This window comes from Streptomyces venezuelae (genome assembly GCF_008642315.1).
GTDB classification, from domain to species: domain Bacteria; phylum Actinomycetota; class Actinomycetes; order Streptomycetales; family Streptomycetaceae; genus Streptomyces; species Streptomyces venezuelae_D.
Map to the genome: position 1 here is coordinate 2484329 of NZ_CP029192.1, position 25529 is coordinate 2509857.

Annotated in this window: 18 protein-coding genes; 7 read left to right on the forward strand and 11 right to left on the reverse strand. The window is 67.3% G+C overall.

Going from position 1 to position 25529, the window contains the following annotated elements; translation table 11 throughout:
• Positions 1 to 26: 26 nt before the first annotated feature.
• From DEJ48_RS10280 to eccD, 5 genes are all read right to left on the reverse strand, one after another.
• Positions 27 to 1406, reverse strand: coding sequence for a M16 family metallopeptidase (locus DEJ48_RS10280; protein ID WP_150215855.1), 1380 nt, complete (start codon positions 1404 to 1406; stop codon positions 27 to 29).
• Entirely contained in the window at positions 1403 to 3619 is a 2217-nt protein-coding gene (locus tag DEJ48_RS10285; RefSeq protein ID WP_150215856.1) for a polyribonucleotide nucleotidyltransferase, read from the reverse strand. The genes DEJ48_RS10280 and DEJ48_RS10285 overlap by 4 nt, the downstream gene beginning before the upstream one ends.
• A gap of 389 nt (positions 3620 to 4008) precedes the next feature.
• On the reverse strand, positions 4009 to 4296 hold the full coding sequence (gene rpsO / locus DEJ48_RS10290) for a 30S ribosomal protein S15 (RefSeq protein ID WP_055568703.1): 288 nt from the start codon (positions 4294 to 4296) through the stop codon (positions 4009 to 4011).
• Between the two features lie 217 nt (positions 4297 to 4513).
• Positions 4514 to 5941 (reverse strand): PQQ-binding-like beta-propeller repeat protein, encoded by a 1428-nt coding sequence (locus DEJ48_RS10295; RefSeq protein ID WP_150215857.1) that lies wholly within the window; start codon positions 5939 to 5941, stop codon positions 4514 to 4516.
• Positions 5942 to 6034: 93 nt separating this feature from the next.
• A complete protein-coding gene (gene eccD / locus DEJ48_RS10300) occupies positions 6035 to 7561 on the reverse strand; it encodes a type VII secretion integral membrane protein EccD (RefSeq protein WP_223831987.1) in 1527 nt (508 codons plus the stop codon).
• A gap of 368 nt (positions 7562 to 7929) precedes the next feature.
• Between eccD and eccCa the strand changes: the two genes are divergently transcribed.
• Together eccCa and DEJ48_RS10315 are read left to right on the forward strand one after the other, a co-directional pair.
• Positions 7930 to 11913 carry a type VII secretion protein EccCa gene (gene eccCa / locus DEJ48_RS10310; protein ID WP_150215859.1) on the forward strand — a complete coding sequence of 1328 codons (3984 nt, stop codon included), beginning with the start codon at positions 7930 to 7932 and terminating at the stop codon, positions 11911 to 11913.
• Between the two features lie 95 nt (positions 11914 to 12008).
• On the forward strand, positions 12009 to 12314 hold the full coding sequence (locus DEJ48_RS10315) for a DUF397 domain-containing protein (RefSeq protein WP_150215860.1): 306 nt from the start codon (positions 12009 to 12011) through the stop codon (positions 12312 to 12314).
• A 92-nt stretch (positions 12315 to 12406) separates the two neighbouring features.
• On the opposite strand, the gene DEJ48_RS10320 is transcribed toward DEJ48_RS10315, so the two are convergent.
• The 4 genes from DEJ48_RS10320 to DEJ48_RS10335 form a co-directional block, all read right to left on the reverse strand.
• The gene (locus tag DEJ48_RS10320; protein WP_150215861.1) at positions 12407 to 12709 is read right to left on the reverse strand and encodes a WXG100 family type VII secretion target; all 303 of its coding nucleotides are present in this window, start codon (positions 12707 to 12709) and stop codon (positions 12407 to 12409) included.
• Between the two features lie 54 nt (positions 12710 to 12763).
• A complete protein-coding gene (locus DEJ48_RS10325) occupies positions 12764 to 13102 on the reverse strand; it encodes a WXG100 family type VII secretion target (protein WP_150215862.1) in 339 nt (112 codons plus the stop codon).
• A 97-nt stretch (positions 13103 to 13199) separates the two neighbouring features.
• A complete protein-coding gene (locus DEJ48_RS10330; RefSeq protein WP_150221100.1) occupies positions 13200 to 14378 on the reverse strand; it encodes a S8 family serine peptidase in 1179 nt (392 codons plus the stop codon).
• A gap of 1606 nt (positions 14379 to 15984) precedes the next feature.
• The gene (locus DEJ48_RS10335) at positions 15985 to 16425 is read right to left on the reverse strand and encodes a hypothetical protein (RefSeq protein WP_150215863.1); all 441 of its coding nucleotides are present in this window, start codon (positions 16423 to 16425) and stop codon (positions 15985 to 15987) included.
• A 368-nt stretch (positions 16426 to 16793) separates the two neighbouring features.
• Between DEJ48_RS10335 and DEJ48_RS10340 the strand changes: the two genes are divergently transcribed.
• The 3 genes from DEJ48_RS10340 to DEJ48_RS10350 are packed head-to-tail and all read left to right on the forward strand — an operon-like array spanning position 16794 to position 20129.
• Positions 16794 to 17303, forward strand: a complete 510-nt coding sequence (locus DEJ48_RS10340; protein WP_150215864.1) for a hypothetical protein — start codon at positions 16794 to 16796, stop codon at positions 17301 to 17303.
• Complete coding sequence (locus DEJ48_RS10345; protein WP_150215865.1) at positions 17303 to 19579, forward strand: hypothetical protein; 2277 nt, start codon at positions 17303 to 17305, stop codon at positions 19577 to 19579. The genes DEJ48_RS10340 and DEJ48_RS10345 overlap by 1 nt, the downstream gene beginning before the upstream one ends.
• 31 nt (positions 19580 to 19610) lie before the next feature.
• Positions 19611 to 20129 (forward strand): hypothetical protein, encoded by a 519-nt coding sequence (locus tag DEJ48_RS10350; RefSeq protein WP_150215866.1) that lies wholly within the window; start codon positions 19611 to 19613, stop codon positions 20127 to 20129.
• Between the two features lie 6 nt (positions 20130 to 20135).
• Here the strand turns inward: DEJ48_RS10350 and mycP are convergent, their stop codons facing one another.
• Both mycP and eccB read right to left on the reverse strand, forming a co-directional pair.
• Positions 20136 to 21380: a type VII secretion-associated serine protease mycosin gene (gene mycP, locus DEJ48_RS10355; RefSeq protein WP_150221101.1), complete on the reverse strand. Its 1245-nt coding sequence runs from the start codon at positions 21378 to 21380 to the stop codon at positions 20136 to 20138.
• Between the two features lie 18 nt (positions 21381 to 21398).
• The gene (eccB, locus tag DEJ48_RS10360; protein WP_150215867.1) at positions 21399 to 22931 is read right to left on the reverse strand and encodes a type VII secretion protein EccB; all 1533 of its coding nucleotides are present in this window, start codon (positions 22929 to 22931) and stop codon (positions 21399 to 21401) included.
• A gap of 218 nt (positions 22932 to 23149) precedes the next feature.
• Between eccB and eccE the strand changes: the two genes are divergently transcribed.
• A complete protein-coding gene (gene eccE, locus DEJ48_RS10365; protein WP_150215868.1) occupies positions 23150 to 24472 on the forward strand; it encodes a type VII secretion protein EccE in 1323 nt (440 codons plus the stop codon).
• The gene (locus tag DEJ48_RS10370; protein WP_150215869.1) at positions 24472 to 25239 is read left to right on the forward strand and encodes a hypothetical protein; all 768 of its coding nucleotides are present in this window, start codon (positions 24472 to 24474) and stop codon (positions 25237 to 25239) included. Before eccE ends, DEJ48_RS10370 begins: the two co-directional genes overlap by 1 nt.
• Positions 25240 to 25529 lie beyond the last annotated feature (290 nt).

Sequence of the window (25529 nt, forward strand, 5' to 3'; positions counted from 1 at the left end):
GTCGAGAGGTGGGGCCCGTACGGAAACTAGGCGACCGCTTCGTGGAGGCGGGCCGCCTGCTTGTCCTTGAGCGGGCCGATGGCCGACAGGGACGGGCGGTGGCCGAGCACGTCGCGGGCCACTTCGCGCACCTCGTCGGGGGTGACCGCGGAGATCCTGGCCAGCATGTCGTCGACCGACATGTGCTCGCCCCAGCAGAGCTCGCTCTTGCCGATGCGGTTCATCAGGGCGCCGGTGTCCTCAAGGCCGAGGACGGTGGAGCCCGCGAGCTGGCCGATGGCGCGGCCGATCTCGTCGTCCGTCAGACCGTGCTCGGCGACCTGGTCGAGCTCGTCGCGGCAGATCTTCAGGACGTCGTGCACCTGACTGGGGCGGCAGCCCGCGTACACACCGAAGAGTCCGGTGTCGGCGAAGCCCGACGTGTACGAGTACACGCTGTAGGCCAGGCCGCGCTTCTCCCGCACCTCCTGGAAGAGGCGGGACGACATGCCGCCGCCCAGAGCCGTGTTCAGCACGCCCAGGGCCCAGCGGCGGTCGTCGGTGCGGGCCAGGCCCGGCATGCCGAGGATGACGTGGGCCTGCTCGGTCTTGCGGTTGACGACCTCGACGCGGCCGGAGGTGCGCAGGGTGCGGGACCCTTGGCGCGGGATCATCGGGGTCGCGTCGGTGTTCCGGAGCGCGCCGGCCTTCTCGAAGGCGGCACGGACCTGGCGTACGACCTTGTTGTGATCCACGTTTCCGGCGGCCGCGACCACCAGGCGCGTCGGGTCGTAGTGCTTCTTGTAGAAGCGGCGGATGCGGTCCGCGTTGAGGGCGTTGATCGTGTCGACCGTGCCCAGGACCGGGCGGCCCAGGGGTGTGTCACCGAGCATCGTGTGCGCGAACAGGTCGTGCACACAGTCGCCCGGGTCGTCCTCGGTCATCGCGATCTCTTCGAGGATGACGCCGCGCTCGGCGTCGACGTCCTCCTGGAGGATGAGGGAGCCCGTCAGCATGTCGCAGACGACGTCGATGGCCAGGGGCAGGTCGGTGTCGAGCACGCGCGCGTAGTAGCACGTGTACTCCTTCGCCGTGAAGGCGTTCATCTCGCCGCCGACCGCGTCGAGCGCGGCCGAGATGTCGAGAGCACTGCGCTTCTTGGTGCCCTTGAAGAGGAGGTGCTCCAGGTAGTGCGTGGCGCCGTTCAGGGAGGGCGTTTCGTCGCGCGAACCGACGTTGGCCCAGATGCCGAAGGTGGCCGAGCGCACGGACGGCAGGGTCTCCGTGACGACGCGCAGGCCGCCGGGGAGGGTCGTCCTGCGGACGGTGCCGATGCCGTTCTCGCCCTTGATGAGGGTTTGGGTACGGGCGACGGCCCGCGCCTCCGAAGAGGTGCGGGCCGTCGTCGTGGTGCTACGCGACGTCACTTGTCGGTGTCGTCCTTCTTGTCGTCGTCCTCTTCACCCTCGATGACGGGGATGAGGGAGAGCTTGCCGCGGGAGTCGATCTCGGCGATCTCGACCTGGACCTTCTGGCCCACACCGAGGACGTCCTCGACGTTCTCCACGCGCTTGCCGCCGGCGAGCTTGCGGATCTGCGAGATGTGCAGCAGACCGTCCTTGCCCGGGAGCAGGGAGACGAACGCACCGAAGGTCGTCGTCTTCACGACGGTGCCCAGGTAGCGCTCGCCGACCTCCGGCATGGTCGGGTTGGCGATGCCGTTGATCGTGGCGCGGGCGGCCTCGGCGGCCGGACCGTCGGCGGCACCGATGTAGATGGTGCCGTCGTCCTCGATCGTGATGTCGGCGCCGGTGTCCTCCTGGATCTGGTTGATCATCTTGCCCTTGGGGCCGATGACCTCACCGATCTTGTCCACCGGGATCTTGACCGTGATGATGCGCGGCGCGTTCGGGGACATCTCGTCCGGAACGTCGATCGCCTCGTTCATCACGTCGAGGATGTGCAGACGCGCGTCACGGGCCTGCTTCAGCGCGGCGGCCAGGACCGAGGCGGGGATGCCGTCGAGCTTGGTGTCGAGCTGCAGCGCGGTCACGAACTGCTTCGTACCGGCGACCTTGAAGTCCATGTCACCGAACGCGTCCTCCGCACCGAGGATGTCGGTGAGGGCGACGTAGTGCGTCTGGCCGTCGATCTCCTGGGAGATCAGACCCATGGCGATGCCGGCGACGGCGGCCTTCAGCGGCACACCGGCGTTCAGCAGCGACATCGTCGAGGCGCAGACCGAGCCCATGGACGTCGAGCCGTTGGAACCGAGGGCCTCGGAGACCTGACGGATCGCGTACGGGAACTCCTCGCGCGAGGGGAGCACCGGCACGATCGCGCGCTCGGCGAGCGCGCCGTGGCCGATCTCGCGGCGCTTCGGCGAACCGACGCGGCCGGTCTCGCCGACCGAGTACGGCGGGAAGTTGTAGTTGTGCATGTAGCGCTTGCGCGTCACCGGGGAGAGGGTGTCGAGCTGCTGCTCCATGCGGAGCATGTTGAGGGTGGTGACGCCCAGGATCTGGGTCTCGCCACGCTCGAACAGCGCCGAGCCGTGCACGCGCGGGATGGCCTCGACCTCGGCGGCCAGCGTACGGATGTCCGTGACGCCGCGGCCGTCGATGCGGACCTTGTCCTTGATGATGCGCTCGCGGACGAGCTTCTTGGTCAGCGCGCGGTAGGCACCGGAGATCTCCTTCTCGCGGCCCTCGAACTGCGGGAGCAGCTTCTCGGAGGCGATCTCCTTGACGCGGTCCAGCTCGGCCTCGCGCTCCTGCTTGCCGGCGATGGTGAGCGCCTGGGCGAGCTCGGTCTTGACCGCGGAGGTCAGGGCCTCGAGGACGTCGTCCTCGTAGTCCAGGAAGACCGGGAACTCGCCGGTGGGCTTGGCGGCCTTGGCGGCGAGGTCCGACTGGGCCTTGCAGAGGACCTTGATGAAGGGCTTCGCGGCCTCGAGACCGGCGGCCACGACCTCTTCGGTCGGCGCCTCGGCGCCGTCCTTGACGAGCTGGATGGTCTTCTCGGTGGCCTCGGCCTCGACCATCATGATCGCGACATCGCCGTCCTCCAGGACGCGACCGGCGACGACCATGTCGAAGACGGCGTCCTCGAGCTCGGTGTGCGTCGGGAAGGCGACCCACTGGCCCTTGATGAGCGCCACGCGGGTGCCGCCGATCGGGCCCGAGAAGGGCAGGCCGGCCAGCTGCGTGGAGCAGGAGGCGGCGTTGATCGCGACCACGTCGTACAGGTGGTCGGGGTTGAGCGCCATGATCGTCTCGACGATCTGGATCTCGTTGCGCAGGCCCTTCTTGAAGGAAGGACGCAGCGGGCGGTCGATCAGGCGGCAGGTCAGGACCGCGTCCTCGGAGGGGCGCCCCTCACGACGGAAGAACGAACCGGGGATCTTGCCGGCGGCGTACTGCCGCTCCTCGACGTCCACCGTCAGGGGGAAGAAGTCGAGCTGGTCCTTGGGCCGCTTGGAAGCGGAGGTGGCCGACAGCACCATGGTGTCGTCGTCCAGGTACGCCACGGCGGAGCCGGCGGCCTGCTTGGCGAGGCGGCCCGTCTCGAAGCGGATGGTGCGGGTGCCGAACGTGCCGTTGTCGATAACAGCCTCGGCGTAGTGGGTCTCGTTCTCCACTGTTCTCCTACGTGTCTACGTGTCTACGTGTCGTCGTCCCGCCTGGATCCCGTGTGGACCCGGGCGGTGTCCCGTTCGTCTGCGTCCGCGCGTCGTGCGCGTCCGCCGGGACGGTGTGGAGAAGCGCGCCGTCGTTGCGGGCCGGTCTTCGATCGAAGCACCCGGGGATGTCTCCCGGGGGCCACTACCGAGGACCGGCGGCGGCTGGTGCGCCTCTCCCTCGTGGGGGTTTTCGTTCTTACGTCGTTCTCGCCGCCCCCGGGATTGTCCTGCCCCGGGGACGTGCGTATGTCACCAGACTACAAAGCGTCGGTGACACTGCGCATGTACAGCAAAGGGAGCGGCCCCCTTCGAGTGCTTCGAGTGGGAACCGCTCCCTTCACGCCGTCTTACTTGGCGCCCGCCGCGCCGCGGCGGATGCCCAGGCGCTCGACCAGCGCACGGAAGCGCTGGATGTCCTTCTTGGCCAGGTACTGCAGCAGGCGGCGACGCTGACCGACCAGGATCAGCAGACCACGACGCGAGTGGTGGTCGTGCTTGTGGGTCTTGAGGTGCTCGGTCAGGTCGGAGATGCGGCGAGAGAGCAGCGCCACCTGAACCTCGGGGGAGCCGGTGTCGCCCTCCTTCTGGCCGAACTCGGTCATGATCTGCTTCTTCGTAGCGGCGTCGAGCGACACGCGTACTCCTCGTGATGTCTTCGAGTGCCTCCGAGTGCCCCTGGTCTACATCTCAGGGGGGCTTCCGTGACTCGGGAGGCCGGGATGAGCCGTCGGGCGGGCCCTCGCGGGTCCGGGTCCCTGCGTTTCCCGTCCTGATCCCTGCGGGATCCGGGGGTATGCAGACTGACGGTCGTTACACAGGTTACCAGCCGGCGTGACGGCCCCGGAGCGGCGGTCAGCGGCTGCTCTCGAAGCCTCTCATCACCCACTGCTGAGGCCCGTCGCCCTTGGGCCTCGTGACACTCGTCGTGGCGAGGAAGATGCGGCCACGCTCGTAGACGACGTCCGGCGGCTCCAGACCGTCCATCGTCGGGGCCTCGCTCTCCCCGAAGAGCAACAGGATGGACTCCTCACCCGAGTCCGGATCCAGGCTGACGGCTGCGGAAGGCGCGCTCCCTCCCTCCCGGTAAGCGATCACCCGGTCGCCGCTCATCCGCAGGGGGAACATCGGGCGGCCGGGCTTGGCATCGAATTTGCGTACGGTGTTCCCGGTCGCCAGGTCAAAGGAGACGATCTCATTGGCCACCAGCCCGCGTGACGTCTCCGGAGAGAAGTCTCGCGGCTTCGTCGCCATGAAGAGCTGGCGCTTCCCTACGACCACCCCGGTGCAGCGCTCCACCTCGGCGCTGAAGGTTTCGTCGCAGCTGTGTACGTAGCGATCGCCCTCGAGCCGGATGGTGCCGCGCTGTCTGCCCTTGTCGTCGCTGAGGGCGATCAGGTTGGTCGACCTCAGGTTCCCGGCCGCGACCGCGATGACGGGCGGTGACGAGGAGGCCAGGTGGACCCCCTTGATCGACGCGGCGACCTTGTACGTCCACAGGGTCTTTCCCGTACGCGGGGCGACCTTCTGGATCCGGAACTCGGGGTCCGCGGAGTCACCGCACCGGACGAGGGCGATCAGGCCCCGGCCTCCGGCGTAGCCCGTGTCGGCGCACTGCGTGACCGCGGTGTCGGTCCACAGCCGCCGTCCACTGGTCATGTCGTACGCCACCGAGGCCTGCCCCGAGACCGCGACGACAGTCCCCCGTGTCATCGTCACGTTGACGCCCATCGCCAGAGCGCTCTCACCGGGCAGTTTCTTGTCCCAGACCTTTCTGCCCGTGTCGATGTCGAACACCGCGATTCGGTCGCACGTGGCTCCGGCACCCGTGTCGGCCTTCTTGGGCCGCTCCCCCGAGTAGGCAACGGCCGTTCTGCCGTCCACGCTGACGTGGCGCGTCACCGCGCAGACAGGGCCCGGGAACTTGAGCTGCCAGACCTCCTCGGAGTCTCCGATCCTGAAGCCCTTGACGACGTTCACGATGGCCTTCGCGACGATCTTCTCCGTCGCCCAGGTGCCCTTCGCCGAGGCGGTCTGGCCTTCCTTGATGGTCTTGTCCACGTACTCGGCGGCAGTGCCGCCCTCAGGAGTCCTGGGAGGCGTCTCCACTGTCTCCCTGATGGCATCGGCGGGCTGGACCCGGTCCGCGTGCTCATTCGACGAGGTGCCGCCGCCCCTCCCCCACAGGACCCAGCCACCCGCGCACAGCGCCGCGGTCAGCGCGAGCAGCACGCCGATGACGAGCGCCGTGCGGCGCTTCCTTCCCTCGGCTGCCGCCAGCATGGACTGGGTGAAAGGGGACGGGGGCGGGCCGAAGCTCACGCTGATAGAGCCTTTCTGCGCAGGGACGAATGGGTTGGGGGGACGCGGCGAAGGTCAGCTCGTCATGGCCCGGGCCTCGGCGTACACGTCGAAGACCGCGAGCGTCAGCGGCACCAGAGTGAGCAGGACGAAGGCCTCGGCGATCTCCAGGAAGCGGCCCCAGAACGGAGTCACCCCGGTGCGCGAGGCGATGAGGCCGACACCGGTGACCAGCGCAGCCGCCGCCGCGATCGCCGCGACGAGCCAGATGGTCCGCAGGTCGAGTTCCGCGCTGTCACCGGCCGAGGCCACGGGCAGGGCGAGGCAGAGTCCGACGCCGAGCAGGACGAGGGTCATCAGACCGGCGGCCAGTACGGCGGCGACCTGGGCGGTGTAGCGGAACAGGTGCGCTCGCATCAACATCGCGATCCCCGTGGCCAAGGCCAGGACCTGTCCCCATGTGTCGTCGGCGAAGGCGAGCACCACGCCGGACCCGATCGCCACGAGTGCGCAACCGCCGACGAGCCCGACCAGAAGTTCCTGACCACGCCGGGCCTGGGCCACGATGCGCTCGGCATCGACGGGCTCCTGCGGGGCAGGGTCCGTTCCGTAGCCGCCCCGCGTGCCGAGCGGCGGTTCGAAGCCGATGGGCAGCCGCGCGAAACGCATGGACAGCCCGGGCAGGAAGGCGAGTGCCCCCACCGCGAGCGGCGCGCACAGGGCAGCGGTCTCGACGGGCGTCAGCTGCCACAGCGCCGCCAGGAACGTCGCGGCCAGTCCCGTCGCGGAGGCGAAGCCAAACGCGACGAACGGGCCGTCACCGCGTGGTGAGAGCAGCCCGAGGATCACGGATGCCGTCAGAACGGCGGCACAGGCCAGCAGGAACTGGAGCCTGCCTACACCTTGTCCCTCGGCCACCGGGAGCAGTCCGGCGCCCGCCACTGCCACGTTCGGCAGCGCGCCGAGCCCGAGGGCGAGGGCCGAGGCCCGGTCGTCGTACACCCGCGCGCGGACCCCCGCGAGGGTGAGCAGCAGTACGCCCGTCACGGCGGCGAGGATGCCCGGCAGTCCATGTGTGTCGTGGTGTGGGGCCGCTGCCCAGGCCACGTAGGCGAGCAGGGCCGACAGTACGGTCCCGCCGACGAGTCCGGCTTTGCGCGTCAGATCACCGGTCCAGAGCAGGTGGTCACGGGTCACCGCGGACGCGACGACCTCGGACACGTCGTCGAAGACGGCGGGTGGCAGCGATTCGGAGAACGGGCGCAGTGTGAGGAGTTCGCCGTCGAGGATGTGCTGGGCAGCGAAGGTGCGGGCACTGTCGAGGACGGTGCCGTCGCGGCGTACGAGGTGGTAGCCGACCGGAGCGCCCTCGGCCGGCCCCTGCCGGGAGAGCCGCAGGACCTCGGGGTAGATGTCGGCGACCGGGACGTCATCGGGCAGCGCCACGTCGATGCGGCTGTCGGGCGCGACGATGGTGACCCGGCAGAAGCCGAAGGCCGTGCCGGTGCCGGTACCCGAACCGCGTCCGGAAAGGTTTTCAGGGGGGTTCCCGCCGCCGGTCCGCCCGAATCCGGTGGCCGTCGTGGAGGCCGTCGTGCTCACCTGCTGTTCCCCCTCCATACTGATGCCTGCGCCGCTGCCGGACACAACCAACTCCGGTGCCCTTGTTGCTGATGTTGCGGTCGCGCCCTGTCCACCGACCCTCTCGTACGGCGTGACGCGGGCGTGGGAGAACTGACCCCCCTGGCCGATTCTTGAGCGGAGCTCCCGATACGAACCGGGAAATGCCCATACCATTCGGGCAGTTGACCCACTCCCCGGTCGGCTGGATCAGCCGTCACTCACGTGCACATCGGGCACCCTATCCCCGAGTGGTGACTACCGGTGTCAGTAGGATCACACGGCGATCGCATCGCCCGGCCACCGGGCGGCGAACGGAAAGCCCGCCCCTACAAGGGAATTGGTGCTCAGTGAGCCACATCGTCGTGAAGCGCCCCCCTCGGGCTCTGCCCTCCGCGGTCCCCACCGACGAGGTCGTGCTGCAGCCCCCGCCCGAGCTGCCGCGTGGGCAGCAGGAGGGCGCGATGATGCAGTTGCTGCCGATGCTCGGCATGGGCGGTTCCGTGGTGTTCTTCTTCATGCCGAGCGCGCACCCGTTCATGAAGGTCATGGGCATGGTCATGGTGGCGTCGACGGTCGCCATGTCCGTGGCGATGCTGATCCGCTACCGCCGGGGCAATCAGGGGCAGTTGGCGGACCTGCGCCGCGACTACCTCGGATACCTGAAGCAGACCCGGCGTACCGCCGTCGAGACGGCGCGGGCACAGCGCGACGCGCAGTACTACCTCCACCCCTCCCCCGAACAGCTGTGGGCCCTGGTCGCCGAGGGCAGCCGGGTCTGGGAGCGCCGCACGGGCGACGCCGACTTCGCGCAGGTGCGCATCGGGCTCGGACCACAATCGCTCGCCACTCCGCTCGTCCCGCCGCAGACGGCCCCGGTGGACGAACTGGAGCCGCTGACCGCGGGCGCGATGCAGCGCTTCCTCGCCGCGCACAGCACGCTCGAAGACCTGCCCATGGCCATCTCCCTGCGCGCCTTCTACCACGTGACGGTCAGCGGAGACCCCGAGACGGCACGGAGCACGGCGCGGGCACTCACCGCCTCCCTCGCCTCGCTGCACTCTCCTCAGGACCTGGTGATCGCTGTCGGGGTGGGCCCCTCTTCCGTGCCCGCCTGGGAGTGGACGAAGTGGTTGCCGCACAGCCAGACACCGGGTGTCCCGGACGGGGCGGGCAGCCGTCGGCTCATCGCCGGTGATCCGATCGAACTGGAAGCCATGCTGAGCGCCCGTCTCCAGGGACGGCCGCGTTTCCACCCGGAGGGGACGCCCCTGCCGGACGAGCCGCACATCGTCGTCGTACTCGATGGCCTGTCGCCGCCTCCGACAGCCGCGCTCGCGTCGCCGGAGGGCCTGCAGGGCGTGACGGTCGTGGAGGTCATACCGGGCGAACTGGCGCAGGGCCGTGGCGGGCTGTCACTCGCGGTGCATCCAGGAGTGCTGCGGATCGAGTCGGCCCACGGCCTCGTGTACGAGGGCACTCCGGATGTCCTGTCGTACGAGGGAGCCGAGGCACTGGCCAGGCAGCTCGCCCCGCTCCGTGTCCCGTCCGGAGGCGACGACGACGAACCCCTGCTGGCCAACCTGGAGTTCACGGACCTGCTCAGCCTCGGTGACGCCGACTCGGTCGACACGCGGCGGACATGGCGTGCGCGCTCACTCGCGGAACGACTGCGCGTCCCCATCGGCGTCGGCGAGGACGGCCGCCCCGTGATGCTGGACCTGAAGGAGGCGGCGCAGGAAGGCATGGGCCCGCACGGACTGTGCGTAGGAGCCACCGGCTCCGGCAAGTCGGAACTGCTGCGCACGCTGGTGCTGGGCCTCGCCGTGACGCACTCCTCGGAAAGCCTGAACTTCGTCCTCGCGGACTTCAAGGGCGGTGCGACCTTCGCGGGCATGGCGCAGATGCCGCATGTCGCCGCTGTCATCACCAACTTGGCGGACGACCTCACCCTCGTCGACCGCATGGGCGACTCCATCCGCGGCGAGCTCAACCGTCGCCAGGAACTGCTGCGGGACGCCGGAAACCACGCGAACATCCACGACTACGAGAAAGCCCGAGCGGCGGGCGCGGCGCTGCAGCCGATCCCGTCTCTGGTCCTGGTCATCGACGAGTTCAGCGAGTTGCTCACCGCGAAGCCGGATTTCATCGACATGTTCGTGCAGATCGGCCGCATCGGTCGATCACTCGGCGTCCATCTGCTCCTGGCTTCACAGCGCCTGGAGGAGGGCCGGCTGCGGGGCCTTGAGACGTACCTCTCGTACCGCGTCGGCCTTCGCACGTTCTCCGCGGCCGAGTCGCGCGCCGCTCTCGGAGTGCCGGACGCGTATCAACTTCCGAACGTGCCCGGATCCGGTTATCTGAAGTTCGGCACGGACGAAATGGTCCGCTTCAAGGCGGCCTACGTATCCGGTGTGTACCGGCCCGAATCGGGGCAGGCCACCGCGCCGGGCGGCCCTCGTCCCGTGGACCGGCGTCCGGTGCTGTTCACCGCCGCCGAGGTTCCCGTGCACTACGCGGCCGTGACCGTGCCCGAGCCGAGCGCCGCCACTGGTCAGAACCCGGGCAGCGCGGACGACGCTCTCGCCGACACCGTCCTCGACGTGATCGTGCGCCGTCTGGAGGCACAGGGGCCGGCCGCCCACCAGGTGTGGCTGCCTCCGCTGGACAGCCCACCGCCGCTGGACGCGCTGCTCACGGGGCTCACGGCAGTGGAGGGCCGCGGCCTCACCCAGCCCGGCTACGAAGGCGCGGGACGGCTGGTCATACCGCTGGGTCTGGTGGACAAGCCGTACGAGCAGCGTCGCGAGCCCCTGTGGTGCGACTTCTCCGGAGCAGCCGGCCACATGCAGATCGTCGGCGGCCCCCAGTCCGGAAAGTCAACCCTGCTGCGCTCGCTGATGGCGGCGTTCTGCCTCACGCACACTCCCCACGAAGTCCAGTTGTACGGCCTCGATTTCGGCGGCGGTGGCATGGCATCCGTCGCCGGACTCCCGCATGTCGGCGGTGTCGCCTCGCGTCTCGATCCCGAGCGGGTACGACGCACGGTCGCCGAGGTGTACGGGGTGCTGTCGCGGCGCGAGGAGTACTTCCGCACGATGGGTATCGCGTCCATCGCCGACTTCCGCGCGCGCAGGGCCAGGGGTGATATATCGGTGACCGACCAGCCCTGGGGCGATGTCTTCCTGATCATCGACGGGTGGGGCAACTTCCGATCCGATTACGAGGGCCTGGAGCCGGCCGTCCTCGACATCGCCGCGCGGGGCCTCGGGTACGGCATCCACCTGATCCTCACCGCGTCACGGTCCATGGAGGTCCGCGCGAACCTCAAGGACCACCTGATGAACCGACTCGAACTGCGGCTCGGCGACACCATGGACTCCGAGTTCGACCGGAAGGTCGCCGCCAACGTCCCCGCCGGAGTGCCCGGTCGCGGGCAGACACCGCGGAAGCAGCACTTCATGGCTGCCGTCCCACGTATCGACGGACTGTCGTCCGACACGGATCTCGCCGAGGCCACGGCTTCCCTGGCCACGGAAGTCGCGCGCCACTGGACGGCGCCGGGGGCGCCCGCGGTCCGTCTGCTGCCGCGCGAGCTGCCGGCGGGCGAGCTGCCCCCGGGCCATGTCTTCCCGGACCGGGGGCTGTCCTTCGCCCTCGACGAGAACAACCTCGAACCGGTCTTCGTGGACTTCGAGCAGGACCCCTTCTTCCTCGTCTTCGGGGAGAGCGAGTCCGGCAAGTCCAACCTGCTGAGGCTGCTCATCAAGCGGCTGACGGAGCGCTACAGCGGCGATGTCTGCAAACTCTTCGTGGTCGACAACCGCCGCTCCCTCCTCGACGCGGCCCCGGCTTCCCACTTGGCCGAGTACATCCCGATGTCCAACGCCATGGACCATCACATGGCGGCTCTGGCCGATCTGATCCAGCGGCGCACGCCGCCCGCGGACGTCACCGCGCGGCAACTCCGCGAGCGCAGCTGGTGGCAGGGCCCGACGGTGTACGTGATCGTCGACGACTACGACCTGGTCTCCACGTCCAGCGGCAACCCGCTCGGAAACCTCACCGAGCTCCTCCCGTTCGCCCGTGACGTGGGTGTGCGCTTCATCATCGCCCGGTCGACGGCAGGTGCGGGGCGGGCGTCCTACGAGCCGTTCATGCAGCGCGTGAAGGAGCTCGGGGCCCAGGGAGTGGTCCTGGCGGGTGATCCGGACGAGGGCGACATCCTGGGCGGGGTGCGGCCGCGGCCCATGCCGGTCGGCCGGGGGATCTTCGTGTCGCGGAAGCGGGGGAAGCCCATGGTGCAGACGGGTCTGGTGGACGGGGAATTCTGATGGGCTGCCGTTCTGCCCAACCTCTGAACAGGGCCGGAGCCCGCAAGTAGGGTAGCTCCACAGCTCTTTCGTACGTTGTGAAGGGACCCTCCGCCATGACCGACGCACCCGACCCCGAGGCGCAGGAAAAGGCTCGCAAGCAACGCGAGAAGGAGGAGCTCTACGCCCTCGACATCTCCGGCATCGAGTGGCGCAGCGCGCCGGGCACCGAGGAGCACGAGGAGCGGGTGGAGATCGCGTACCTGCCGGAGGGCGCCGTGGCCATGCGGTCGTCGCTGGATCCGGAGACCGTGCTGCGGTACACGGCGGCGGAATGGCGGGCGTTCGTCCTGGGCGCGCGGGACGGGGAGTTCGACCTGGAGCCTTCTGTGCGCAATGGCGGGGTTGCGGCGGCCGAGTGAGGTGAAGCCGCGTACTGATCGTGCGTAGGACGGGGTGGACGCCTCCCGCGCGCGTCCACCCCGTCTCGTCTACGCCGTGCCCCGGCCCGGGCTCACCGGAAGTAGCTGGCGCCCTTCAAGTCGCCTCCCCGGTAGTCGCCGCCGGCCTGGCCGACCTTCTGCCCGATGTCCACGAGCGCGCGGTGAATGGCCTCGACGTGCTTGTCCCATTCCTTCTGCTTGGCGACGTACGCCGTGTGTGCCTCGCCCTCCCAGCCCTCGGCCACCTTGGCGACCGCACGCTTGATGTCCGCGAGGTCCGCCTCCAGTTGCTTCGCCTGGATGCCGAGTTCGGTGGTGATGGCGTCAAGGCCGCCGTACTTGACGGCGAGTTCGTCCAGATGCACGTTTGCCATGTCTGCCCCGTCTTTCAGTAGTTGTGGAAATCCGTCCCCCGAGGACGACGTGACTCAGTAGCTGTTGATCGCCGAGTGCTGTGCGCCGTACTGGACGTCGATACTGTCCATCGTCGACCGGACCTGGTCTTCGAGTCCGTCGGTGAGCTTCTCGTTGCCGCTGATGCCTTCGAGGAAGTCGACCAGGATGTTTCCGACCGCCCTCATGTGCTCGTTGATCTCGGTCTGCTTCCTGTCGAAGGCATGCGCTCCGATGCCCCGCCAGTTGCCTTCCATCATGTCGAGCGTGCCCTGGAGACGCTTGAGCTGCTTCTGAACCGAGTCGTACTTGCCCACGATCTCTTTCTTGAGAAGCGCCACTTGCTCGCTGTTCAACTTCTGGCCTTCAGCCACGGCTGGGCTCCCTTCGTGAACTGTCGTTGGGTGGGTGGGATGGTTCTGCCGCGCGATCGTGCCGAATGGTCCCGCTGATCGGTCGTGCTCAGTCCGTTCAGGCGCGACGTCGGGCACGCATGGCGGCGAGAGCACCGCCGATCACCACTACTGCGGCGAGGCCACCCAGGACCGGCCACAGCAGGTTGTCGCCGTCGTCGTCCCCCGACACCTCTGCGGCAGTCTTCTCGCCGCCGTCCGAGGGTGCCTCCTTCCCGACTTCTGCGGGCTTGGAGGAGCCAGAGGGCGAGTCGCCTCCCCCAGAATCGGAACCGTCGGTCCTTCTGTTGGTGATGGGATCGACGTCCGCAGGGCCGGGCTTCCCCTCCCCTTTCACGACGTTACGGGCCGGTCGGATCAACCCGTAGCCGAGATAGTCGCTGGGCTCGTCCTTCGGCCAGTCGCGCCCCGCCGTGTCGATCAGGACACGGAGGACCTGGTTGGCGGTCCAGTCGGGGTGCTTGGACCAGACGAGGGCGGCGGAGGCGGAGGCGATGGCGGTGGCGGCGCTGGTGCCGCCGCCCCCTTCGTCGCAGTAGGAGCGGAAGGTCTTGTCGCACCAGCGGGGGATGTCGAGGCCGGGGGCGGCGAGGTCGACGTACTCTCCGAATTCGGAGAACTTGGCTACCTTGCCCGATCGACCGGCCGCGGACACCCCCACGACCTCTGGGTAAGCCGCTGGATAGCCCACGAAGTTCTTGGTCTGCGCATCGTTGCCGACGCCGGCGAACAACAACTTGCCCTTCGAAGCCGCGTACTTCACCGCAGCCCTTTCGGCCTGGGACATGTAGTCGCTGCCAAAGGACATATTGATGATCCGCGCGTCGCTGTCGGCTGCGGCCCGGATGGCAGCGGGGGTGTCGCCCAGCTTCTTGCCCAGCTCTTTGCCCGTCGTGGTGCGAACGGGAATGATCTCGGCGTCCGGAGCCAGACCCTGCAGTCCTCCCCCACGGCCAGAACCTGCGATGAGCTCAGCCATGGTCGTGCCGTGCCCCTCGTAGTCGTCCTCGGCGCCGCCCGGCCTACCGGTGACATCTTTGCCGGGCAGCACACGGCCCTTCAGAGAGGGAGTGACCCTTACGCCGGAATCGACGACGGCCACTTTGATGCCCTCACCTGTGCTGATCTTCCACAGCTTCTCAGCACTCATGGCGTCCAAGTACCACTGCTTGGGCTCGACATCGGCACTGCTCGCGGACGGCGCCAACTGCAACGTCAACAGGGTCAACGCACACATCGTGGAGCCAACGACGGCAACTCTTCGCCCAGTTCGACGTGCAAGCGGCGGCTCATCATGCCGTTCACCGAACCCTGACTCCATGCCCTGCATGTCCTCGCTCACAACTAGTCGATCACTGGTGGTACGTGTCGCCGTACGTCAGGCAGGTGCGTTCCTTCGTCCTCGACCGCGTAATCGGCCCGTTTGGCGTCGTCGCCCTCGCCCCGGCCGGGGTCACTCCGGCGGCCGCCTCCTGAAGGGCCTCGGACGAGGCCGGCACCACCGGCCGAGAATCCGCCCATGCGGCTCGCAGCAGCGGAAGCGGGACCCTTCTCACTCCCGACCACGCCTCCACGGCCTCCCGGAATTCGCCCCTGGGCCCTTCCCCCGGCGGAGCCACTCGCCCCGGGCGAGGAGCTCGAGGCCGGCCGTCCTCCCACGACTCCCCGGCTATGCCCCGCTCCCGTGCTGTGCGGAGCGCCGGAGTCGCGACCTGACGCCGCCATGGGCCTCGGAGTGCCGCCTGTGACGCTGCGTCCCATGGGTGGCTGTCCAGACCGCGGTGGCCCACCGGTGGTCCGCCCCTGAGCCGTAGGGCCTGGGCGTTGGACCGGCGCGCTGTTGCCGCGACCGGTGCTTTCGTGCACCCCCTTGGGCCCAGCTGCGCCCGTCCGTCCCTGAGCCGGCACGGGGCGCTTCACGTCTCGGCCAGGCCCTGGCGTACGCCCCGTCCGGCCGTCTGCGGTCGGATCGAAGCGGCCCGCGCTCAGCGGCGGTCCGCCGTCGTTCGGCGTCGGGCCGGTCGTCGTGGGCTGCGGTCCCGGGACTCGGCTCGTGTCCTGCGGGGGCAAGGTGCCTACGCTGTCGATCTCCGTGCCCACAGGACGCTCCGAAGTAGCCGTGGGAGGAAGGGCATCATGGCGCGACGGTGGGGGTGCGTTCGACGAACCGGTTTCGCCCGACGCTTCCGCATCGCCTGCCGTGGGCGAGCTCTGGTCCGCCCCACCTGAGAAGGAGTTGGGCGGTTGGGCACTCGTGCTCGACCCAACGAAGGACTGCTGCCTACCTTCGTCCACGCCTGGCGAGAGTCGCGCAGGGGGCGGCAAACCCACGTCAGGCATCGCCGAGAACGTTGGCGGTTCCTGGCTTGCCATCCCCTCCTGCGACACCAGGTAGAAGGACGCCAACCGGTTCATCTGGTTGATCGCCTCTTGGCGGTGTTTCTCTGCCTTGACGGCCGCGTCGTACTCCTCGTTCCCCTCGACTCGCTTCGGGGTGGGGATGTCCTCCATGGACTTCGGATCGGCTCGGTTGTCCCGGGGTGGCATGGAGCCACGCACCGACGCCAGCCCCGCCCCTGCCGACTCCATGTGGGAGCTCGCGGCAGCGGCGAAGTCAGACAGCTTGTGCGTGTCCTTGACCAGATTCTTGCCCCACTTGCGAAAGGCCTCGCCCGCTTCGCCCTCCCAGTCGACGCGGTCGATGTGCCCGCCGAGCTCCCGGGCGGCAGCTGCGATCGCGTTCCGGGCACCCTGCAGCGCCTTGCCGGCGCTCTCGATGTCCTCCGGTCTGGCCTGGTCGACCAGGTCGATCATGTCGTTGAGACGGTGGCCTTCGAAACCCACTAGGACCACCCTGCGTCGGACTTGTCGCTGCCGTGGCCGCCCTGCGCGTCGGGCTTGCCGCTTCGTTCGCGCCCGTCCGGCATCTCTTGGCGGCCGACCCTGGTCTGGATGGCCCAGAAGCGCTGACGCAGGTCCTCTTCGAGGTTGTCGAAGCCGACGTCGGCGCCATGCACTGCGATCCCCATCGCGTCGATCTGGTCACCTAGCATCTTGGAGAGCGAAGTCAGCCGCTCGTGGACCTGGTCGTACTCCGCGTACAGCCCGTCGGCCTCGGGAAAGGCACTGCCCGCGCCGCTGAAGGACGCACGCGAAACCTTCTGCGCACCCACCTTGGCGGAACCGCCGGCCGAGCCCTCAAACTCTGTGAGAAGCGTGTTGATGCGCTGCCGGAATGTCTTCAACGCTTCCAGCCCGCGTCTGACATCAGCGCCTGACGACACCCTGGCACCCCCATGCACGTCCTGCAGAAAGCACTGGGCCTTCCCTCCCCGTTACCTGCCTGCCCGACCCTCTCGCGATCGCGGTGTGGCTGGCGGTCACTTACCGTGCATGTGTCACTCTAGTCACACTCTGTGTGGCGGCCAACTCATCCATCTACACGCGTGGTTGAGAACGAGCCAGGCGTAAACCACCTGAGCCGCGCCCGAAGTGCCCCAAGTGCCGTATGCCTGACATGCGTCAACAACGCTCCGGCCATGCCGGTTGGCGCTCCGTCGATCAACGCCGCCTGGACTTGGGTGCGTTGCTAGGTTGAGGCGCAAAGCTGGCATCCGAAGATGCGCTTCGAACACGGGGAAGGGGCTCGCGCGTGGCGTGGGATGAGTGGGAACAGTTGAAGTCGCAGACTGCGGAACGGCAGTCGACACACATGCAACTGAACCAGGTTGAGCCGGGCATGGGAGGCGGTACCACACCTGATCCCGCCTCCTACGGGGACCTGCGCGTCGCTCAGGCCGATCTGGCGAAGATCGGCGATCACGCCTTCAAACTCTACGACCGGCTGTGGAAAGAAGGGCGGGGTGCACTCTCCGGGAGCGAGAAGGCCGCAGCCGACCTCACGGGGCAGGGCTTCGCCCTGGGCTCCGCGCTCCAGCATGTATCGACACGCTGGGACGAGCAGCTCAAGTCCCTCAGGGACGCGTGCGCACACATCGCCAACCACATGCAGGTAACCAAGAAGTTGCATTCCGACGACGAGCATTACATCCGGCGGCAGATGAGCAGTATCGACGCGCTCGACGCCGGCTTCGACGAACAGGTCGGTAAGCCCGGAAAAGACAACCCCATTTACGGCCCACCGAAGAAGAAGGACGACTGATGGATCTCGACGCACTCCGCTTCGCGGAATTCAAGCTGCTCGATGAGGCTGTCAGTGACTGGTCGAAGATGGTAGGCAGGCTCGATGATCTCAAAGGAGCCGCTGAGAAAGGGCTGACGGGAGCGGCCAAGAAGGCCGACTGGGCTGGGTACAACGCTACTGTCTCCCGCCAGTTCATCGACAAGACCGCAGGTGAGTTCGATGATGCGCACACCCAAGCCGAGAGTATCAGCAGGATTCTGCGGGATACCCTGGGAGAACTGCGGAAGCACCAGGAAGAACTCGTCGGCCTGATCGCGGATGCCGCGAAGAAGAACTTGACGGTCTCGTCGACTGGCGGAGGCGGATTCCGGGTCGCCATGAACATCCATCCGGACCGTGCCGCTAAAGACACATCGGTACCGGAGCACAGTCAAGCTGAAGTCGACACGCTACGGGATGACGTTCAAAGGGTTCTCAACAAAGCGACCAAGAGTGACTCTTCGGCGGCGAAAGCTCTTGAAGCGATCGCAGACCTCAGCAGGTTTGGATTCGCCGATGCTCAGTACAAGAGCAGGGACACCGCAGTGGCGGCCATGGAGGAAGCGAACAAGCTCGCCAAGCTGGCAAAGAAGAACCCATCCGATCTGACTGTTGCGGAGTTCGATCGCCTCAACGCTGGCCTCAAAGAGTATGCCGACAACGATCTGTTCGCCGAACGGTTCGCCACGAGTCTCGGCGCCAAGGGGACGCTGGAGTTCTGGGCCGATATCAACGACCCAAATGCGAACCCTCAGTTGAACAACGCACGGCACGACCAGTTCGACGACCTTCAGAAACATCTCAGCCTTACGCTGGCCACGGCTACCCAGAGCGACTCACTCGGCATGACCGAATGGACCAGCAAGGTGGTGGACCTGGGCAGCAAACCCATCGGGAACAGCGGGCCTGCAGGTTTCCAGGTAATGAGCAACCTGATGCGTTGGGGCGACTTCGACGACCAGTTCCTGCGCGACTACGGCTCCAGGATGATGTCAGCCGAGAAGGAGCGGGCGGCCAACGGCGAAGGGAGAGCTTGGCAGCGCACGAGCACGGATATCCACTTGAATCGAACGAAGAGCGACACAGGCTGGGACCCATTGACCGGATACCTGAAAAGCCTGTCGAACAGTCCGGACGCCGCGACCGAATTCTTCAGCGACCCCTTCGTTGCCGCAAACGAAGAGAAGAACCCATTCGACGGGAAGGCAAAGTCGAACTTCCAGTATCTCTTCGAGGAACGACATTGGCCTATTGACGTCAACGCCGAAGGGGAAACAAGCAATACGGGGCGCAACAATTTGGCACTTGCCCTTGAGGCTGCTACTACCGGCCACCCGGCGGGTGAGCTTCCGACGGCAGACACGCCGCCCCACAACGAACAGCAGACAAAGCTGATGGAGTCAGTCGTATCTGCGATCTCAAAGGATCCCGCTAGTCTCACGGATCACGGGTACATGTCCGATAGCATCGCCCAGATCGCCTCGGAGTACCTTCCTGACATCAACAGATCCATCACGGATGCACCCACCGAAGACAGAAGCGTCCTCAAGCTCTTCCCCATCGCAGGCGACGTCGCCGAGATGAAACACACAGACGTCAGTCGCTTCCTCGTCAGTTTGGGTAAGACACCGGAAGGTAGCGCCACCCTGGAGGTTGGTCAGAAATCCTACATGGCCAACCTGATGGACTACCACATGAACCCCGACTTGCCAGAGGATCAAAAGTACCCGAACTCCACCAGAGAAGCCATAACAGAAATCGCCCGTAGGTCTTCTGAGGTCTCGGGGACAGTCGCAATCGGGCGGCAGGAAGCCATCCTGGGCCCAGCGAATGCAGAAGGTGGAGATTTCGACAACGCCGTGAGCCAAAAGAAGAATGCCTGGTCAGGCGCCCTTGGTACCGGTATCGGGGTAGGTGTGGGGATGAGCTTCGCCGCCTCGCCTGTGGCTGGCGCAGCCGTGGGAGGGGTCGCAGGAACTGTCAGCAGCATGCTTCTGGAGCAGCTCTTCAAAGACTCGGAATCGGACACTTTGAAAGGAGTGGGGAGAGATTCCGCGCTCCTCTGGGAAGACAGTAAGGACAAGAATCATGCCTGGAGCCTGAAGGCGGCGAGTGAGGCAGCAAAGTCACATGGAGGCACCCACACCGATGACGTAGCGGCGTGGATTCGGGAGGGCACTTCCGATGGCTTCAATGATGCCTCGACAGCTGGGCGCGCGATGGCAGACGATTTGACAACGGAAATTCAGAGCTGAGGCCGCAGGAATGTTCTTCAGACAACGCGTAATGAATCTCGCCCTCGCTATTTCCGCTGCCGGCCTACTGATCGCCGGATGCTCGGGATCCGACGGCGACGGATATACCACGCCCTCCTCATTGTGTGGCATCGATGTTCCCGCGGACGCGTTGGAACCGGTACTTCCTGACGGAGGCTCCATCAGCGCGAGCCCAACTTCTTCCGCTTACACCAAGCGCTGCCGTCTCCTGATCGACGCAAAGCCAGTATTCTCGGCAGCAGTTGAGTGGTGGGGATCGTCAACCACTCTGCAGCGCGTCGCTACGGACGCCATCGGGGTCGATCCGTTCGACAGAGCAACGCCGGACCACAATTACATCTACTCGTCCACCGGAGCGGTTGGCTCTGTGGACTGCCCGAACCAGAAGGACCTCAAGGGCAAGATCTACGTGTCGGTAAGGACCGCAGACGCCACGACGGAAGAAAAAATGAAGAAGTTCATCACTTCCTATAGCGCGTCGGTCGCCTCGTCCAAAGAGTGCACACGCAAGTGGGGCCAGGCGCAGTAGAAGTCGTCAACCGCGACCACGTCGGCGCGCATCCCGTACCGATACACCGATTCCACCCAGCCCCACGATGACGATCACCGTGGTCACAACGACATAGGTGGCAATGCGTGCCATTCGTTCCTCCGCCGTCTCACCGAGGTGCAGCTCCGCAGGGGTAGGCGCCTCCCCGACAGTGACGCCTCCTCGTGGTGACGGTGTCTCGAGCCGATGCCTGTCGTCCGTCAGTGCACGCACGGGGTCTGCCACCCCCCACCCCACCAGGCGGTCGTGGCCGGGCACCGAGCGTTCCGCTGTTTGTTGGATCTGGGCCGTGATCTGACGCGGGGTCCACGTGGGGTGCTTGGATTTGATGAGGGCAGCGAGGCCGGCGACGTACGGGGCCGCGAAGCTCGTGCCGCTGTCGGCGCAGTGGCCTCCTCCCGGGACCGTGGAAATCATGTCGACTCCTGGGGCCGCCACGTCGACGAAGTCACCGGACTGGGAGAAGGCGGCCCGTTCGTTGTTGCGGTCCGAGGCCGCCACCGCGAGTACGCCTTCGTAGGAGGCGGGATAGGTCTTCTTGATGTTGCCGCCCAAGCCGTCGTTCCCCGCAGAGGCGACGACGACCCGTCGTTCCCCGAGCGCCCTGTCCACCGCCCGCTTGAGTTCCGGGGCCGGCTCCGCCGCATTCGCGGTGTCCTGGGAGATGTTGATGACGTCCGCGTCGGCGTCGACCGCGTGGTCGACGGCTTTCGCGAGTGTGGCCGCCGTGCCGTGGCCCTCCGCGTCGTTCTGCGCAATCGGGATGATCGTCGCGCCCGGGGCGAGGCCCACGAAGCCGGTGCCCTTGGCGGGACGTGCCGCGATGATGCCCGCGACACGAGTGCCGTGACCGACCGTGTCCGTTGTGCCGTTGGCCTTGCCCCGGTCGATCTTCTCTCCCTTCTCGTCCTTGGCGGGAAGGAAGTTACGGCCACGGGACGCGTCCACCGCGGGTTTCAGCTGGGGGTTCTTGGTGTCCACACCAGTGTCGATCACCGCTACGCGCACTCCTTTGCCCGTCGACTGCAGCCACAGTTCGTCCAGGAGTACGCGTTGCAGGGACCAAGGGCGCCCCTCGTATTTCTTGGACGGAAACGTGCACTGACCGGACGGGGGGTCTGCTGCGGCCGCCGTCGGAGCCTGTGTGGTCACCGCGAGGGCCAGCACGGCTGTAACCGCCCCGGCTGCTCTTATCGTGACGCGGCGTCGTACGGCGGAATCGTGCGTCATTTCCACACTCCCCGCGCCTCAGGAGCCCTGCGGCTGGCGTGCCGCGGCTGTCGACAGTCGTGGTCCCGTAGGCAGAAACTTGGACCACGCCGCGGGGACGGGCGTGATGTGCTTGTCCCCGTATCCGAGGCGAGTCTGCGCTTGCTGTGCTTCCTGCTGTTGCTGCTTGCGCTGCTTCGCGGAGGTACCGATGCCCGCGTCATCGGTCGCGCTGTCGCTGTTGGACTGCATCGCGTACCGCAGACCCGTGTCGGTGACCAGAAAGATGCCTCCGGCCTTGGTCTCGGAGCCCAGGTACTGGCGGTAGAGCTGGCCCGATCCGGGTGTGACGTACGCGCTGGACGAACCGGTGGGAAGCGGGGCTGGGAAGTCGGTGCCGGCCCATGTGCTCAGAGTGGTCGCGCCGTCGTCGGCGTCGACGTCGCGCAGGACGTTGCAGACGGTATTCCGGCTGCCGCGTGCGCCTGACACCTCGTTGGCGGTGCTCGGATCCAGGCGCGGCCAGTCGTTCTCCGCTCCGAACTCCTCCGTCCCGGGGCGGAACGCCGCCGCGCTCAGCTGCCGGGCGCGTCCGTTCTGCCCGAGGCCGACCAAATCGGGGCTGCTGAGCAGAAGTTTCGCGGTGAAATCGGAGATCGGGGCGATATGCCCCTGAAGGACGACGTAGTGCCGCGGTCCTTCACCGTCGGTCGCTTTGAGGACCATGCCGACCTTGTCCGCCGCACCGTCCTGAAGGTCCGGCACGTGCGCGTCCGCGCCCGGACGGTCGTCGATCTCGGGGAAGACGATCTCATCCTTGGGGAGCAGAGTGTCGAGCCACTGTTTGGACACCTTCTGCGGTTCGCGACCGGACCCCACGAGGACGCGCAGCAAGAGTCCGCGATCCTCCTTCTCCGCGATCCGGTATGCCCGGCCCCGGGCGTCGACCACATAGCGTGTCTTGTCCGGGCCCATGACGTACAACAGCTCGCCGCCCCGCAGACGTTCACGGCCCTCGGTCCGGTGCCGGTCACGTTCTCCGAGTACGAAAGCCGCTTTCTGAATGCTGCTGCCGCCCTCGACGGGTCGCTCACAGACTGCCCAGCGCTTGGCGGAGCCGGCCTCCTGCGCCGAGGGCAGACGGTCGGGCGCGTACGGGATGCCGATGGTGGCGCCGTGCGGGATCTTGCCCTTGTCGAGTACGGACTCGTCGACGTTGATGACCTCGCCCTGACCGGAGTCGAGAAGGAGCTTCGCCGAAGCCATGTTGAGGACCGGATGCAGTTGTGGCTTGCCCCGGGTCTCCAGGACGACGTAACGGGTCGTCGAGTCACTCGCGATGATCACGTGCTTCATGGGCTCGTCCCAGCCCGGTTTGGCCGCCGGCCGGAACATCCCCCACGCACCGAAGACCGCCAGGACGACCACCGCGACGATGAGTCCGGGCACCACCCCTCGCAGGGGGCGAGGAGCGCCTTCCTCCGAGCCAGAGGGCGAAGGCTGGATGAACGCGGCCAGCGTGCGGCGCTTCGCGAAAATGTAGGCGTTGAGTTCGTCCCGCCGTGATGCCATGCGTGTCCGCTTCTCCCCGTGAGCGACCTGAGTGGCTGTGCTGCCCCCGTTGCGGTTGCGAGTCGTCCCCCCGCACTCCGTTGTCGGGCCGGGCCCTACTATGCCTGTTGAGTAATCGCACGTGCGGGTTGGGTGAGGTCAGCGATGTTCAAGCGCCTTGCCAAATAGGGTGGTTCAGGAGAATTACGGGGGTTGGGCTCGTGGCTTCAGCGTCGCGCATGCGTGCAGGAAGACATACGGGGTCCGCCACTCGAACACCGACACGGGCACGCTCACAGACGGCCACCGACCTTCCGACGGCGTCGGGTCCAACCAGGCCGGGCTCTGTCCATCCACGTTCGCTTCCACGGGAGTTGGGCTCGTTCGGTCTTCTGCGGCTCGTCCTGCTTCAGACCGCCGCCGCTCTGCTCGTCGCGGCCTGGACAGTCGGTCCCCTGGCACTCACCTCGGCATCCGTGATCGCAGCGGTACTGGTGCTGTTCGCCCTCGTACGTCGACGTGGCCGTCCCTTGCATGAATGGCTGCACACCGCACGGGCGTTGCGGTCCCGTCGACGCAGTGCCGGGGAGCGATCGATACCTCCGGGCACCGACCCTGCTTTCGCGCCCGCGGTCGAATGCGACCCCGCTCTCCGTACGTACGCCTTCAACGGGCGGGACCGTCGCCAGGTCGGCATGGTCGGTGACGGAACGTTCGTGACGGCGGTTCTGCAGGTCGAAACGGACGTGACGGCACTGCGCGCCGATCGCGGACGGCAGCCGTTGCCGGTGAACCTGGTACGCGACGCACTCGAAGTGGACGGCATCCGGCTCGAGTCCGCCCAGATCGTGCTGCACACCCAGCCCGCGCCGGCACTGCACCTGCCCCAGCAGTCTCTGGCCGTCACCAACTACGCCCCTCTGCAGGCCCTCACGGGCGCGCCCGCCGTACGGATCACGTGGATCGCCCTCAAGCTCGACCCAGAACTGTCCCCCGAGGCCGTGGCAGCGCGCGGAGGCGGCCTGACCGGGGCGCAGAAGTGCGTGGTGCGCGCCGCGGACCAGCTCGCGAGTCGACTCACAGGAGCCGGGTTCCACGTGACCGTCCTCAACGAGGAGGAGTTGGCCTCCGCCATCGCGACCTCCGCCTGCGCCAACCCCCTGGTGACGGCTGAGGCCAACCGGGCCGCGATGCCGGAACGCAGGACCGAGGAAACCCCGCGCGCATGGCGCTGCGACAACCGGCGCCACACGACGTACTGGGTGAAGCGCTGGCCGCAGTTGGGAGGAACCGGAGGACCCGCGCTGCCGCAGCTCGTGGCCCTGCTCACTGCCGTTCCGGCACTGACCACGACCTTCAGTCTCACGCTCGGACGTGGCGCACGGCAGGACATCGCCGTACGCGGCCACCTGCGGGTGACCGGTCGCGGAGATGCCGAACTCGTGGCTGCGAGGCAGTCCTTGGAACAGGCCGCACGTCAGGCCGGTACGGGTCTGGTGCGCCTCGACCGCGAGCAGTTGCCCGGAATGCTGGCCACGCTGCCGCTTGGTGGTGCTCGCTGATGGCCGGCCGGACTCTTCCAGTCGCGGGCGCCCCGGGTGAGGCCGTCGGCGGTACGCTCGCATCCGCCCTACGAGGCGGCTTCGGGCTGCTCGGTCCTCGACATGGGAGGCACGCACTCTCGGCCGACCAGGTGGACACACTCGCCCTGCCGATCGGTGACGACGGCGTCGTGATCGGCGCGGACGCGGAGGGCCGGCCCGCGACACTCGGCGTCAACCGCCCCACGCCGTACGACATCCTCTTCATCGGCGGGCTGTGGACAGCTCAGATCCTGGCGCTCAGGGCCGCCGCTACCGGAGCTCGGGTCGCGGTGGAGACCGGGCGGGCCGGGGCGTGGGCTCAGTTGGTGCAGGCGCTCGGGGTCGGGCAGAGCGGGATGGCCGTGCACGACGTGGGGCGGGTGCCGCCGCAGGGGGCGTCCGCGGGGAGTCCCGTGCTGGTGGTGCGGGACTGCGGGATGCGGCCGCCTCGGGGGCGGGTCGTCTCCGCGCCCTGGCAGTCCGTGCTGACGGTGTTGCCGTACCTGAGTCCCGTCGCGCCCCGACTCGTGCGGCAGGCGCGGCTGGTGGGCGTGCAGCGGGTGTCGCCGGACGAAGCGGTGCAGATCGGGCGGCTGCTCGGGCTGCCGGGCGCTGACGTCGAGTCGCTGCCGACGCTCGCGGACGGTGTGACCCTGTGGTGCGCCGATCGGGACCGGCAGTACGTGATGACGCAGGCCACGGACGCCGAGACCGGATTGTTGGGTACCGCTCGGCGGATGGACTGATCAGGCGGCGCCTTTGGCAATTCGGGGTGGAGTGTCGGGTGTTGGGGGGTTTGTCTGGCGCTGATTGATGTACGTGGATCGCTTCTGAACCGCTTCTGCGCGGGGCGTGACGCAATGGACAGCATTGGTGGGGTGGACTGCCCTGCCGTGCTCGTGGTTTTGGTGATTAGGCTGGGACAGGGCGCGATGCCAGAACCCTTGAACGGGTCGGGCGCGTCACTCAACGGGGAGAGCCAGGCGGATCGGACGACAGGAACGGTCGCCCCCCACCACGGCACGAGGGTGCTCGA

Coding starts and splice junctions, on each gene's coding strand:
- DEJ48_RS10350 (WP_150215866.1), top strand. CDS start 19,611: ATGAATCTCGCCCTCGCTATTTCCGCTGCCGGCCTACTGATCGCCGGA.
- mycP (WP_150221101.1), bottom strand. CDS start 21,380: ATGACGCACGATTCCGCCGTACGACGCCGCGTCACGATAAGAGCAGCC.
- DEJ48_RS10315 (WP_150215860.1), top strand. CDS start 12,009: ATGACCGACGCACCCGACCCCGAGGCGCAGGAAAAGGCTCGCAAGCAA.
- DEJ48_RS10370 (WP_150215869.1), top strand. CDS start 24,472: ATGGCCGGCCGGACTCTTCCAGTCGCGGGCGCCCCGGGTGAGGCCGTC.
- DEJ48_RS10345 (WP_150215865.1), top strand. CDS start 17,303: ATGGATCTCGACGCACTCCGCTTCGCGGAATTCAAGCTGCTCGATGAG.
- DEJ48_RS10320 (WP_150215861.1), bottom strand. CDS start 12,709: ATGGCAAACGTGCATCTGGACGAACTCGCCGTCAAGTACGGCGGCCTT.
- eccE (WP_150215868.1), top strand. CDS start 23,150: ATGCGTGCAGGAAGACATACGGGGTCCGCCACTCGAACACCGACACGG.
- DEJ48_RS10295 (WP_150215857.1), bottom strand. CDS start 5,941: ATGCTGGCGGCAGCCGAGGGAAGGAAGCGCCGCACGGCGCTCGTCATC.
- DEJ48_RS10330 (WP_150221100.1), bottom strand. CDS start 14,378: ATGTGTGCGTTGACCCTGTTGACGTTGCAGTTGGCGCCGTCCGCGAGC.
- eccB (WP_150215867.1), bottom strand. CDS start 22,931: ATGGCATCACGGCGGGACGAACTCAACGCCTACATTTTCGCGAAGCGC.